This window comes from Pacificibacter marinus (assembly GCF_018860505.1).
Taxonomy (GTDB): Bacteria; Pseudomonadota; Alphaproteobacteria; order Rhodobacterales; family Rhodobacteraceae; genus Celeribacter; species Celeribacter marinus_B.
The window spans coordinates 218,764-231,129 of the sequence record NZ_JAHKPU010000032.1 but is presented as its reverse complement, the minus strand read 5'-3'; the positions used below and the strand labels follow the sequence as shown (position 1 = coordinate 231,129).

Sequence of the window (12,366 nt, the reverse complement as noted above, 5' to 3'; positions counted from 1 at the left end):
GTGCGACCTCATATGAGGGGCATAGATCAAAGTTTGAACCGATCCGGGGGCCAATGTGAGCAATACTGACAGTTTCATCGACGAAGTGACCGAAGAGGTCCAGCGCGACAAGCTTTACGCGGCCTTACGCAAGTATGGCTGGATCGGGATTGTTGTCGTTGTGGCGATTGTGGGCGGTGCTGCCTATAATGAATGGTCCAAGGCAAAAGCGGCAACTGTGGCCCAAGCCAACGGCGACGCGATCACGGCGGCTTTGACCGCAGGCGGCGATGATGCAGCGGCGCGGGCCGATGCTTTGGCGACTGCTGGCGTTACGGGGTCTGCACGGATTATAGCAGACATGGTGCGCAGCGGTGAATTGCATGCCGCGGGTGACACCTCTGGTGCGATCGCAGCTTTAGCACCCTATACGGTTGACGCCACGCTCGACGCTATTTTCCGCGATTTGGCGATTTTGAAAACGGCAATGATCGGCGCAGCAGACATTCCGCCTGAGGACCGTATCGCGCAATTGGCGGGCATCGCTTCCCCTGGTGCGCCGTATCGTTTGTTGGCCGAAGAGCAAATCGCAACAGCGCAGGTCGAGCTGGGCGATATAGAGGCCGCTGTGGCAGGGTTGCGTGCGATTGCACAAGACGTTGACGCCACAGAGGCGCTTCGTCGCCGAAGCCTTCAGATGATAGTTGCACTTGGGGCCGATCCAATCGCACAATAAGCCAAGGTAAATGATTTTGCGGCCATGCACGTTGTCAGGGCCAAATAACACGGGTCTACTGGCTAGGCTTGGGCGCTTTGTAAAATATGAGCGTAAGAAAACGACATTTGACGAGGGGATCATCAATATGATCGCGCAGTTTGGTAAAACAGGGCTTTTTCTTTTGGCCGTCAGCCTGTCGGCTTGCGGTGACAAAGAGGTGATCTTGCCCGGAGAGCGTCTTGATCTGCGTGATGGCTTGGCCATTTCGAGTGCAAGCGATGCTAATGTGGCGAACAGCTCTGTTGCGATCTCACTTGGCGCGCAGGTGACGCGGGCAAATTGGACGCAAACCGGTGGCTCTGCCAGCCATGCCTCTGGCCATAACGCATTTACCGCGACCACCCCGACCGTGGCATGGGCCGCGCCCATCGGCCAAGGCAATACGCGCAAATTGCGTATGGCTTCTGCTCCTGTGGCAGCTAACGGGTATGTCGCGGCCTTTGATGCGGGGTCTCATGTGACCGTGGTGTCTGCCTCGACAGGGGCGGCTGTGTGGACCCAAGATATTACACCTGCCAGTGAACATCAGGGCGATGCCTCTGGCGGGTCTTTGGCCATCTCTGGGTCAACATTGTTGGCGGCGACCGCTTATGGTGACATCATTGCGTTTGATTTGGCCACAGGCGCACGCGCTTGGACCCAGCGCATCGATGCGGCTGGCGGGTCTGGCCTGACAGTGCATCGAGGTCTGGTCTATGTGGTCGGCGGCGATTCGCAAGTTTGGGCCATCGATCTGACGACAGGCTTGGTCAAATGGCAAATCAGCGGCCCTGAAACGATTGCCTCACGGGTTGGCGCACCTGCGCCTGCGGTGAATGATCGCTTGGCCGTTGTGCCTTTTGCTGCGGGTGACGTCTACGGGCTGTTCCGCAAAGGTGGCACGCGTCTTTGGTCTGCCTCGCTTGCTGGGCAACGTGCAGGGCTGGTCTATGCCAATGTCTCTGATATCACCTCTGATCCTGTGATCGTTGGTAGCACAGCTTACATGGGCAATCAGGCTGGGCGCTTTGCTGCCTTTGACATGGAGACAGGTGAGCGCCGCTGGACAGCCCGCGAGGGCGCTTATAGTCCGGCATCTGTTGTCGGCGGGTCTGTCTTTATCGTTTCGGATGCAGCAGAGCTGGTGCGTTTGTCTGCCTCGACTGGCAAACGCATCTGGGGGCAGCAATTGCCCCTGTTCACCACGGATAAGGTGAAAAAGCGTAAAGATGTCTATGCACATTACGGACCTATCGCGGCGGGTGGCAAACTTTGGGTCGCTTCCTCTGATGGGATGCTGCGTGGGTTCGCGCCGAGCTCTGGCGCTTTGGTTACACAAGTGAGCTTGCCAGCTGGCGCTGCCAGCGATCCGATCGTTGTGGGCGGTGTCATGTATGTCTTGCTTGAAACTGGCGATTTGGCGGCTTTGAACTAAGCCCTCATCACGACGACCTGAGCTTTGCCCCTTTACCCCAAAGGCTCTTTGGGTGTATCGGGGCGACTTGAGATGAAAAGCGGGATCACCCATGAGTTTTACACTTGCAATTGTCGGCCGTCCAAATGTGGGCAAATCGACCCTGTTCAACCGTTTGGTTGGACGCCGTCTGGCTTTGGTTGACGACCAACCCGGCGTGACCCGTGACCTGCGCGAAGGCGAGGCCAAGCTGCAAGGCATGCCCTTTACCGTCATCGACACCGCCGGTTTGGAAGAAGCCACCGATGAAAGCCTGCAAGGCCGAATGCGTGCGCTCACCGAACGTGCAGTGGGCATGGCCGATGTGTGCTTGTTCCTTGTGGATGGTCGCACAGGCATTTTACCGGCTGATGAAGTGTTCGCTGACATTTTGCGTCGCAAATCTGCGCGGGTGATTTTGGGCGTGAACAAAGCCGAAGGGCACGCGGGCGAGGCGGGGTTCTTGGAGTCCTATTCTTTGGGGCTTGGCGAACCTGTACGTCTATCCGCGGAACACGGCGAGGGCATGTCTGACCTCTACGATATGTTGTTGCCGATCTCTGAGGAATTCGAAGAACGCGCCAAGCGCGACACGCCTGATGTTGACGTGATTTTGACCGATGAGGATTTTGATGAAGAGGGCGACACTTTAGGGTCTTCACGTGAGTTCACCTTCGAGAAGCCGCTTCAGATTGCCGTCGTTGGTCGTCCGAATGCTGGTAAATCCACGTTGATTAACAAGCTCTTGGGCGAAGAACGTCTACTTACCGGTCCTGAGGCGGGCATCACCCGCGATAGTATTTCTGTGACGATGAATTGGAACGACACGCCTGTACGTGTGTTCGACACAGCCGGTATGCGCAAGAAAGCCAAGGTGCAAGAAAAGCTTGAAAAGCTATCTGTATCTGATGGTCTGCGCGCGGTGAAATTCGCCGAAGTCGTGGTTGTTTTGCTGGATGTGTCCATTCCGTTTGAACAGCAAGATTTGCGCATCGCCGATTTGGCCGAACGCGAAGGTCGTGCTGTTGTCATTGCTGTGAACAAATGGGACGAAGAAACCGATAAATCCAATAAAGCTAAGTTCTTGCGTGAAGAATTTGCGCGTTTGTTGCCGCAGCTCAAAGGTGCGCAGCTTGTGACGGTCTCAGCCAAATCAGGTAAGAATCTTGATAAGTTGCAAGAAGCGATCTTGAAGGCGCATGAAATTTGGAACCGCCGCGTTCCAACTGCACGTTTGAACAGTTGGCTTAAAGCTATGTGTGAGGCGCACCCACCACCCGCACCAGGCGGTCGTCGGATCAAGCTGCGCTACATGACCCAAGCCAAAACCCGTCCGCCGGGTTTCGTTGTCATGTGTTCCCATGCTGACAAATTGAACGAAAGCTATAAGCGATATCTTATCAATGGCTTGCGGATTGACTTTGATATGCCAGGTACCCCCATTCGTTTGTGGTTCCGTGATCAAGGTGACGCCAATCCGTATAAGAATAACACCAAATCGGTGCCCTCGCGCTTGCGCAAACACCTTGGCAAAGCACGGGCTGACGATAAAAAGAAATGGTAATGAACACGCTTTGATCGTGTCTGATTTAAATAAAAACGCCTGCAGATCACTCTGTGGGCGTTTTTCGATTTTAGGGATAAAAACAGAGCGATCGAGCGCAATCCATACTGTGCTCATGTTTTTTTATCTGAACCGAATGCACCCTGCATGATTCCGTTGGCGTGATCTAAATGTGAGCGTGCTACAGATATCGGGCGCGTTTCTGTTATGTTCGATAAATTTTTTACAGATCGATTTCGATCCAAATGGGCACATGGTCTGATGGTTTGGATTTGGCCCGTGCATAGGCATCTATTTGGCAGTCTTGCAGCCTGTCCGCCGCTTGTGGCGAAAGCAAAAAGTGATCGATTCGAATGCCATCATTGCGATCAAAGGCACCCGCTTGATAATCCCAAAACGTATAGGTTTCATCCGCGCTGTTTTTCACCCGCAAGGCGTCCGTAAACCCAAGGTCCATTAATATGCGGAACTTTTCGCGGCTCTCAGGGCGGAACAACGCGTCCTTGCGCCACGCATCAGGGCGTTTGGCGTCTTCGGACTGCGGGATCAGGTTAAAATCACCGGCCAGTAAAAAGGGTTCTTCGAGCTGCAACAAATCTTGTGCGCGATCGTGTAACCTTTGCATCCATTTGAGTTTGAAATCATATTTCGATCCCTCAACAGGCGTGCCATCGCTGTTCAAATCGACGGGATTGCCGTTGGGCAGGTACAGGCCGCAAATGCGCAGTGATGTCGTTTCGCCAATCACTGTCGCTTCGATATAGCGCGCCTCGATATCATCCGCACCATCTCGGCCCATGCCTGCGCCATTTGGCAAACCACGGGTGACGTCTTCTAGTGGAATTTTCGATAGAATTGCCACGCCGTTGAATGACTTTTGACCATGAGTTTCAACAATATAGCCCATGTCTTCGAAATGCGCGCGAGGGAAATTTTCGTCCACGGATTTGATTTCTTGCAAGACCACCACATCTGGATCAGATTCTTTAAGCCAATCTGTGAGCGCGTCGATGCGGGCTTTGATACCGTTGATGTTAAAGCTGGCAATTTTCATGACGCATCCGTTGTGTTTGTGGTGTTGGTCTTTATGCGACCAAGTTTAAACGCGCAAACCCACAAGGGAAAGCGCTGATCAGGCTTGATCTGCAATAGCGCGCCCAGCGGCGGCGGCGGATGACCAAGCCCATTGGAAATTATACCCCCCAAGCCAGCCAGTCACATCGACAACTTCGCCGATGAAATACAGACCCTTGAGCTGTTTGCTTTCCATAGTTTTCGAACTCAGGGCATCTGTATCAACCCCGCCAAGGGTCACTTCGGCGGTGCGGTAGCCTTCGGAGCCCGTAGGTTTCAGGGGCAGGGCGTGCAAGGTATCACTGAGATCCTGCAATGCCTTGTCTGATTGATCCGCGAGATTGCCAGATAGTTTCAGGTTTTCAGCCAAAGTTGTGGCAAGTTTTTTGGGGAAAAGCGTCGCCAAGGCTGTGCCCATTTGACGGCGACCATTTGCGGAACGCTCAACGCGCAGCGCTTCAAAAATCGACGCATCTGGCATCAGGTTGGCGTGCACTGTATCGCCCTCAACCCAATAGTTCGACACCTGTAACACAGCGGGACCAGAAATGCCTCGATGGGTGAATAAAAGCGCTTCCCTAAATGAGGTGCCATTGGCCTCTAGTTGGCCCTCTAAAGCCGTGCCAGCCAAAGGCACGATCCAATCCAGCTCTTGCGGGCCAAAAGTCAGCGGCACCAAGCCAGGGCGTGTATCAATCAGAGGTAAGCCAAATTGGCTGGCAATCTGATAGCCAATCCCTGTAGCGCCCATTTTAGGAATTGATTTCCCCCCCGTAGCCACAACGATATTGGTCGCTGTCACGTTGCGCCCCGATAGGGTTGCGCGAAATTCAATACCATCATGCGCAATCGTATCAATTGATGTGTTTAAAGCAATCTCAGTGTTTTTGGCCTCAGACAGCAACATATCGATGATTTGGGTTGCCTTGTCGTCGCAAAACAACTGCCCCAAGGTTTTCTCATGATAGGCAATGCCGTATTTTGCGACCAGTTCGATGAAATCCCATTGCGTGTAACGCGCCAAAGCCGATTTTGCGAAATGTTTGTTTTGGCTTATGAAATTTTCAGGACCAGCAAACATATTGGTGAAATTGCAACGCCCACCGCCAGAAATACGAATTTTGTCGCCAGCGCGTTTGGCATGGTCCACAACCAAAACGCGCCCCCCCTTTGCTGCTGCAAATCCAGCGCACATCAGCCCAGCGGCCCCCGCGCCGAGAATGATCGTGTCATAGTGGGATTGGATCTGTGTGTTCATAGGGGCGTAAAATATCAAATCGCTTAAGGAGGCAAGTGTTTCATGCCTTCAAGAAACGCAAAAAGGCGACCCGTGAGGGCCGCCTTTTCAGGAGGAGGAGATTTGAAGCGGTTCTTAGTTTACGGAAGCGTCGATGTCTTGAGTGGCAGCAACTGAGCCGTTTGTTGTGAGAACCGCGATAACGTCTTGGTTGGTGATTGTGTTAAAGCTCACACGCACATCTTGGTTTGCACCAGCGTGTACAGCTTGTGAGCCGAGCAATTTGCCTTGGCCGTCAGCTGTCAATTCGTAGATATCAACAACGCCGTCTGTTGAGGCACGTACAAGATCGAGTTCAACAAATGATGTCAGGTCTTGTGAGCGATCTGCAAAGATGTGGTCGGATGCGAAAGCGGAAGAACCTGCTGCGATCAGAACGGCTGCGGCTGCGAGTGTTTTTACGGAAGTGTTAAACATGGTGTGTCCTTTCAAGACGAATTAGTTTGTGTGTCTGGCGGCGTGCCTTGGTGGCTTCATTGCTGCCTTGCCAAACGATCTATTCCAATTTCAGAGGATTGTAAGGGGCTGATAATTCACGAAAAAAAGAGCTAAAGCTCACAGCTTAGTGAGTGCTTATATGCTGAGAAAACCCTGCATTTGCGCGCAGATGGATATGTGACACAGTGTACGATGTGGCCACTTTGCTAAATTATACGGTGTTTTCCATAGGTTAGGCATGCGTGTCTGGGATGGTTTCAGGACAAAGTTACAGATGCAGAGGCATGGAGGCGGCACTGATATTGCGAAATGGGGGGGGCTGGAAAGCTGCGTTGAAGCCTTGTGAAACAGAATTGTAATACGACTGTAATATCGTGCGTAACAAAGCCAAAATACTCACGAAAAAGAGAGTAAAAGAGAGCGAGAAAAACTGCAAAAAAGGCATGGAAAATCCAAAAAAAGATCTCAATACTTTAATCGAATCTTGCGACAGGTCTTGAAGCGGCTTTGCAGATTGTTTTTGATACCCCCAAACGAGTTTTGCTGTGAGACCGTGGTGGTGTCATCAGATTTTAGACTCAAACACGAGGCAAATCTGTGATTGCCAAAAAGGGGAGAGAGCGTGATTTTAGGCCAATTGATTGTGATGGCTTTGTGCTGAGCACAGCAGTACCAAAGCAGCCCAAAAATCACTTCGGTTGTGTGTAAGGTTTTCGGCTTTTTGTAAGACTGAGGGGGGAGTGCGTACAAAGCATCTCTAGGGAGATAGCGCTTTGCCGGATTGATCCGCCGCCGGACGGCACAATCAACTAAGGCTCATTGTCAGGTCCTATAAGCCGGGTCTTATAAACGCAAAAAGGCGACCCGTGAGGGCCGCCTTTTCAGGAGGAGGAGATTTGAAGCGGTTCTTAGTTTACAGAAACGTCGATATCTTGAGTGGCAGCAACTGAGCCGTTTGTTGTGAGAACCGCGATAACGTCTTGATTGGTGATTGTGTTAAAGCTCACACGCACATCTTGGTTTGCACCAGCGTGTACAGCTTGTGATCCGAGCAATTTGCCTTGGCCGTCAGCTGTCAATTCGTAGATATCAACAACGCCGTCTGTTGAGGCACGTACGAGATCGAGTTCAACAAATGATGTCAGGTCTTGTGAGCGATCTGCAAAGATGTGGTCGGATGCGAAAGCGGAAGAACCTGCTGCAATCAGAACGGCTGCGGCTGCGAGTGTTTTTACGGAAGTGTTAAACATGGTGTGTCCTTTCAAGACGAATTAATTTGTGTGTCTGGCGGCGTGCCTTAGTGGCTTCATTGCTGCCTTGTCACTGGAAATAGCCTCTCTGGATCAAATTGTAAGACCCTGATTGTTCACAAGAAAAAGAGCAAAATTTGACAATTCCGTGAGTGTTTAAATGCACATATTGAGCGCGAAAAAGCACAGACTGAAAACAACGAGTGTAACGTTTGATGTCTGTGCATTGTGTTTGCACGCAACTGGCTCGCGCATCACAGCGTGATGTATGTGACGCATTTGATGTGCTTGCTTGAGTTGTTGATGTGATGTTATTACATACCATCTTGATGGCGATATTAACTTGGCCATCAACATAAAGAAGATGGAGACTATAAATGCAGTTCTTAGCGGCAATAGGCATCAAGGCGATTAGCGCATCGCACAGGCTTCGCCATCGACGCGTCGCGCCATGGGCTGCGTGATGGAGCGTTCACGGCGGAGGCGAAATGCTCAAAGCAGTTTAAAGCGGCGCGTGCGAAAAGGAGATTCTATGGCGGCTTATGATCAACTGCCAACTGAGTTGCGATCTTGGCTTATGCATGCAGCGTTACCGTGGTCGCCGCGTTCGGTGCTACGGTCTTGGAAGAAGTCGTTACAGACTTACAATGGCGATATTGAAGAAGCGAAGCAGCACCTATCACGTGTCGAGCGCCAACTTCTTAAACAGGATAAATTTCATCCCCGAATAGACGAGGCGTGAGGCGCATATAAGGCCCGCAGCGTCTAGTATGTTTGGGTTGCCTGAAGTGCAGGACGGCGTTGTACGCCATGCGCCTCGCATCACTATGAGATATTACATAGAAAAGGACGTGCCGCATCCGCAAGACGAGGTGGCGTTCGGGTTTTCAATCACAAACCGCGCACCGATCAATTCTTCGGTAAAGTCGATCACAGCATTTTCTAAAAACGGCAAAGACACAGGGTCAATCACCACAGATGATCCTTCACTTTTAAGCACAACATCATCCTCGGCAGGATCATCAAGCGTGATGTCATACTGAAACCCCGAACACCCGCCGCCATCAACGGCCACTCGCAATGCTTTCACATCGCCAAGCTCGGCGTTGATTTCGGCAAGCCGTGCAAAGGCGCGTGGGGTAACTTGGGGGGGCAAAGTAAGGGTCATGGTCTGTGCGGCGCTCTTATTTGGCGACAATTTCGACGAAACCTTTAAGGGAACGGGTTTCGGTGTTTGTCGCGGTGTACATTTTTCAATATAAGGTGGGTAACGACGCACGACAAGGACAGTCCATGCTCAAATCCTATGCAAGCCAACCGATGGAAACTCGCGGCCGGCTTTATACCGAAACGCTTTCGACGTTTCGTTCGCCTTTTCAACGGGATCGCGACCGGATCATTCACTCTTCGGCCTTTCGCCGCCTCAAACATAAAACACAGGTTTTTGTCGAACACGAAGGCGATTACTATCGTACACGTTTGACGCATTCGATCGAGGTGGCTCAAGTTGCGCGCACCATCGCGGGGGCTTTGGGGTTGAATGAAGGTTTGGCTGAGGCCATCGCACTGGCGCATGACTTGGGCCATTCACCTTTCGGCCACACAGGCGAAGACGCTTTGGTGGACCTTATGGCGCCTTACGGTGGTTTTGATCACAACGCGCAGGCCTTGCGGATCGTCACCAAGTTGGAAAAACACTACGCCGATTTTGACGGGCTGAACCTAACATGGGAAAGCTTGGAGGGCATCGCCAAGCACAACGGGCCCATCATTGGCCCCAACTCAGACCCGAAAAAGCACCCAAGCGACGCACCTGTTCCTTATGCGCTGAAAGATGTGAACGACCAGTTTGATCTGGAGTTGCACACTTTTGCCTCAGCCGAGGCGCAGGTCGCGGCCATCGCCGATGATGTCGCGTATAATCACCATGATTTACATGACGGTCTGCGCGCAGGCCTGTTCACGGCTGAGGATTTGATGGAGCTGCCTTTGACGGGGCCAGCTTATGAAGAGGTGGATCGCCTTTATCCTGATCTTGATCGCAATAGGCGCGACCATGAGGCTTTGCGGCGCATTTTCGGCTATATGGTCGAGGATGTGATCACCATCGCCAACAACAGATTGAGCAGTGCCATGCCGGAAACGGCGCAAGATATTCGCGATATGGACCGGACGATTATACGCTTTTCCAAGCCGTTCTTTCAGAACTTGAAAGCGATTAAATCGTTCTTGTTCAAGCGCATGTACCGCGCACCTTCTGTGATTGTTGAGCGCAAGCGCGTGACGGCGATGGTCAATGCTTTGTTTCCGCTGTTCATGGAAAAACCTGAACTTTTGCCAAAAGAATGGCGTCAAGAGGTGGCTGTCGCGCAAAGCGACACCGACTTGGCGCGTATCGTTTTGGATTATGTGGCAGGCATGACAGATCGTTTTGCCATTCAAGAATACGAGCGGTTGTTTGACGCTGCGTAGTCAGTTTCAACTGTGAAAGACCCATGCGATGCTGTCCCTATTGTGGACACCTAAAAGGAGCGCCATGCCATGGCCACGGAACACCTCGCTGGATTGACGACGATCCAAGCCTTTGCACTTGTCGGCGCTGCGGGCGTTGGCGCGCAATGGCTTGCTTGGCGGTTGAAACTGCCTGCGATTGTGGTGATGCTGGCTGTCGGGTTGTTGATCGGGCCTGTGTTTGGCCTGTTCGATCCGGCCCGCGATATCGGACCTATTGTGCAGCCTTTGATATCCTTGGCGGTGGCCGTGATCTTGTTTGAAGGCGGGCTGACGCTTGAGCTGCACAAATTGGGCGATGCACGCCAAGGGGTCAAGCGCTTGGTCTGTATCGGCGCGCCTTTGGGGTGGCTTTTGTCGGCTTTGGCTCTGCATTTCGGGGCAGGGCTTGGCTGGGAAACATCGGCTGTCTTTGGCGGCATTATGGTGGTCACAGGGCCAACTGTGATCGCGCCACTGCTGCGCCAAGCCAAGCTTGATAAACGCCCCGCAAGCCTGTTGCAATGGGAAGCTATTGTGAACGATCCCATCGGCGCTTTAGCTGCCGTGTTTGCCTTCGAATTCGTGTTGGTGTTTCACGAGGCCGAAAGCCTGAGCGATGCTTTGGGGCAATTGGCGGTTGGATTTATCGTAGCTTTGATCGTGGGGTTGATCACTGGGCTTGGTCTTGCGCGCATGTTTAAGCGTGGACAAGTGCCTGAATACATGAAGGTTCCGGTGCTATTTGCAACACTTTTGGTCTGCTTTGCTGTGCCCGATATGCTGTTGCACGAAAGTGGGCTTTTGGCCGTAACGGTGATGGGTTTGGTGATCGCCAATGCCGACCTGCCGTCCTTTGTTGAACTGCGCCGCTTCAAGGAGCACGCGACAATCCTTTTGGTGTCGGGCGTGTTTATCTTGTTGGCCGCCTCGCTTGACTTTGCCTCTTTAGGGCAATTGACATGGCGCGCGGGGGTTTTTGTTGGACTGATCGTCTTGGTGGCGCGGCCTTTGACGGTGTTCATATCGTTGATCGGCACCAAGCTGCCCCGTAACGAGCGGATTTTGATCGCCTTCACCGGCCCGCGCGGCGTGGTTTTGGTTGCTGTGGCGGGGCTGTTCGGTGAACGGCTTGCCGCAGCGGGTATTGCGGACGGAGCGCTCATCGGCCCGTTGGCCTTTGCTTTGGTCATGGTCACGGTCGTGCTGCACGGGTTCACGCTTGCGCCATTCGCGCGGCTTTTGGGACTGGCAGCAACAGGCACGCCGGGGGTCATGCTGGTCGGCGGGTCGCGGTTTACGACGGCTTTGGGCGAGGCTTTGCAAAAAGAAGGCGTACCGGTGATTGTCGCTGACACCAATCACGCCCGTCTTATTCGACCCCGTGCGCATGGCGTGCCAGTGTTTTATGGCGATGTTTTGTCTGAAGCCGCAGAACATTCTGTGGAAATACTGTCCTATGAAACCGTGATCGCGGCCAGTGAAAACGATGCCTATAATACGCTGGTGGCCACGGATCTGGGGGCTGAGCTGGGCCGCGAACATATATGGCAAATTGCGCCACATAAAGGCGACAAAGCCAAGCACGCTTTGCCAACGCAGCTTGGCGGCAGACCCTTTGGGAGTGGGCGGAATTTCCGTGATTTCGAAGATCTTATGACAGATGGCTGGGCGCTGCGGATCACCGGTCTGACGAAAGAATTCGGCTTTGACGATTGGAAAGCCATGCATCCAGAGGCCAAGATTTTAGGGCTTCTGTCAGAAGATGGCAGCGTCAAGCGTCTATCTCCAGACGAGGTAGAGCTGTTGTTCCCCAATAGAGCAAAGGCCAAGATCGACGCTTTGCCAGAGGATTTGCGCGCCACCGCCAAATCAGAGTTGATGCGCCGCATGAGTGACGCCAAACTGGCCGCCGCGCGCGCGCGTCTGGCTGCCCCCATTCGTGTGATCGGTTTGATTCCGCCTGAGACCACTTGATCCGCATCGCATGACTTTCATGGGATCGTCTTTATATCGGGCGCAACTCGTGGATATGTGCGGCTTTGGGGCGTTGACCTGAGCGCG

The 12,366-nt window shown here is 52.8% G+C and carries 11 protein-coding genes; 6 read left to right on the top strand and 5 right to left on the bottom strand.

All coding sequences use genetic code 11. From position 1 onward, the window contains the following. The first annotated feature begins 55 nt into the window (after nt 1-55). The 3 genes from KO503_RS12865 to der all read left to right on the top strand — a co-directional run bounded on the left by KO503_RS12865 (nt 56) and on the right by der (nt 3,753). Complete coding sequence (locus KO503_RS12865) at nt 56-715, top strand: hypothetical protein (protein ID WP_215991947.1); 660 nt, start codon at nt 56-58, stop codon at nt 713-715. A gap of 127 nt (nt 716-842) precedes the next feature. Then, on the top strand, nt 843-2,171 hold the full coding sequence (locus KO503_RS12860) for a PQQ-like beta-propeller repeat protein (protein WP_215991946.1): 1,329 nt from the start codon (nt 843-845) through the stop codon (nt 2,169-2,171). A gap of 91 nt (nt 2,172-2,262) precedes the next feature. Further along, nucleotides 2,263-3,753: a ribosome biogenesis GTPase Der gene (gene der / locus KO503_RS12855; RefSeq protein ID WP_215991945.1), complete on the top strand. Its 1,491-nt coding sequence runs from the start codon at nt 2,263-2,265 to the stop codon at nt 3,751-3,753. Nucleotides 3,754-3,976: 223 nt separating this feature from the next. On the opposite strand, the gene xth is transcribed toward der, so the two are convergent. The 4 genes from xth to KO503_RS12835 form a co-directional block, all read right to left on the bottom strand. After that, nucleotides 3,977-4,807 carry an exodeoxyribonuclease III gene (gene xth / locus KO503_RS12850; RefSeq protein ID WP_215991944.1) on the bottom strand — a complete coding sequence of 277 codons (831 nt, stop codon included), beginning with the start codon at nt 4,805-4,807 and terminating at the stop codon, nt 3,977-3,979. A gap of 78 nt (nt 4,808-4,885) precedes the next feature. Further along, entirely contained in the window at nt 4,886-6,085 is a 1,200-nt protein-coding gene (locus KO503_RS12845; RefSeq protein ID WP_215991943.1) for an NAD(P)/FAD-dependent oxidoreductase, read from the bottom strand. 114 nt (nt 6,086-6,199) lie between these two features. Then, the gene (locus KO503_RS12840; protein ID WP_215991942.1) at nt 6,200-6,541 is read right to left on the bottom strand and encodes a hypothetical protein; all 342 of its coding nucleotides are present in this window, start codon (nt 6,539-6,541) and stop codon (nt 6,200-6,202) included. Between the two features lie 929 nt (nt 6,542-7,470). After that, the gene (locus KO503_RS12835; protein ID WP_215991941.1) at nt 7,471-7,812 is read right to left on the bottom strand and encodes a hypothetical protein; all 342 of its coding nucleotides are present in this window, start codon (nt 7,810-7,812) and stop codon (nt 7,471-7,473) included. 451 nt (nt 7,813-8,263) lie between these two features. Between KO503_RS12835 and KO503_RS17820 the strand changes: the two genes are divergently transcribed. Next, the gene (locus KO503_RS17820) at nt 8,264-8,554 is read left to right on the top strand and encodes a DUF6525 family protein (RefSeq protein WP_354667590.1); all 291 of its coding nucleotides are present in this window, start codon (nt 8,264-8,266) and stop codon (nt 8,552-8,554) included. Nucleotides 8,555-8,647: 93 nt separating this feature from the next. On the opposite strand, the gene KO503_RS12830 is transcribed toward KO503_RS17820, so the two are convergent. Beyond that, on the bottom strand, nt 8,648-8,980 hold the full coding sequence (locus KO503_RS12830) for a HesB/IscA family protein (RefSeq protein ID WP_215991940.1): 333 nt from the start codon (nt 8,978-8,980) through the stop codon (nt 8,648-8,650). A 125-nt stretch (nt 8,981-9,105) separates the two neighbouring features. On the opposite strand from KO503_RS12830, the gene KO503_RS12825 reads away from it, so the two are divergent. Continuing rightward, on the top strand, nt 9,106-10,284 hold the full coding sequence (locus KO503_RS12825) for a deoxyguanosinetriphosphate triphosphohydrolase (protein ID WP_215991939.1): 1,179 nt from the start codon (nt 9,106-9,108) through the stop codon (nt 10,282-10,284). A gap of 69 nt (nt 10,285-10,353) precedes the next feature. Continuing rightward, nucleotides 10,354-12,279: a cation:proton antiporter gene (locus KO503_RS12820; protein ID WP_215991938.1), complete on the top strand. Its 1,926-nt coding sequence runs from the start codon at nt 10,354-10,356 to the stop codon at nt 12,277-12,279. Nucleotides 12,280-12,366: the final 87 nt, after the last annotated feature.

What these genes read in the sequence shown, in the direction of transcription:
- KO503_RS12860 (WP_215991946.1), top strand. Translation starts at nt 843, where the DNA reads ATGATCGCGCAGTTTGGTAAAACAGGGCTTTTTCTTTTGGCCGTCAGC.
- der (WP_215991945.1), top strand. Translation starts at nt 2,263, where the DNA reads ATGAGTTTTACACTTGCAATTGTCGGCCGTCCAAATGTGGGCAAATCG.
- xth (WP_215991944.1), bottom strand. Translation starts at nt 4,807, where the DNA reads ATGAAAATTGCCAGCTTTAACATCAACGGTATCAAAGCCCGCATCGAC.
- KO503_RS12845 (WP_215991943.1), bottom strand. Translation starts at nt 6,085, where the DNA reads ATGAACACACAGATCCAATCCCACTATGACACGATCATTCTCGGCGCG.
- KO503_RS12840 (WP_215991942.1), bottom strand. Translation starts at nt 6,541, where the DNA reads ATGTTTAACACTTCCGTAAAAACACTCGCAGCCGCAGCCGTTCTGATC.
- KO503_RS12835 (WP_215991941.1), bottom strand. Translation starts at nt 7,812, where the DNA reads ATGTTTAACACTTCCGTAAAAACACTCGCAGCCGCAGCCGTTCTGATT.
- KO503_RS17820 (WP_354667590.1), top strand. Translation starts at nt 8,264, where the DNA reads ATGGGCTGCGTGATGGAGCGTTCACGGCGGAGGCGAAATGCTCAAAGC.
- KO503_RS12830 (WP_215991940.1), bottom strand. Translation starts at nt 8,980, where the DNA reads ATGACCCTTACTTTGCCCCCCCAAGTTACCCCACGCGCCTTTGCACGG.
- KO503_RS12825 (WP_215991939.1), top strand. Translation starts at nt 9,106, where the DNA reads ATGCTCAAATCCTATGCAAGCCAACCGATGGAAACTCGCGGCCGGCTT.
- KO503_RS12820 (WP_215991938.1), top strand. Translation starts at nt 10,354, where the DNA reads ATGGCCACGGAACACCTCGCTGGATTGACGACGATCCAAGCCTTTGCA.